This is a genomic window from Streptomyces sp. BE20, assembly GCF_036322525.1.
GTDB lineage: Bacteria > Actinomycetota > Actinomycetes > Streptomycetales > Streptomycetaceae > Kitasatospora.
Genome location: NZ_JAQYWW010000305.1, coordinates 1 through 280, shown reverse-complemented (window position 1 = coordinate 280; position 280 = coordinate 1). Strand labels below are relative to the sequence as shown.

1 pseudogene is annotated in these 280 nt (G+C 66.8%); it reads right to left on the bottom strand.

The window, feature by feature from the left end:
- Positions 1 to 226 (bottom strand): annotated as a pseudogene (locus PUR61_RS01695) (hypothetical protein); the annotation flags it as partial.
- Positions 227 to 280 lie beyond the last annotated feature (54 nt).

The following is a 280-nucleotide window of genomic DNA, read 5'->3' as shown; positions in this document are numbered from 1 at the left end:
GGACGAAGTTGTAGCCCTGGGCGCTGTGGGCGCCGCCGGAGGGGCAGACGCCGTCGGTGGGATAGCCCCAGAAGAACATGGAGAAGCATTTCTGGCAGAATCGCCAGTTGCGCTGGGCGGTGGGCGCTTCCGGTACGTCGTGCGGGAGGACGAAGTTGTAGCCCTGGGCGCTGTGGGCGCCGCCGGAGGGGCAGACGCCGTCGGTGGGATAGCCCCAGAAGAACATGGAGAAGCATTTCTGGCAGAATCGCCAGTTGCGCTGGGCGGTGGGCGCTTCCGG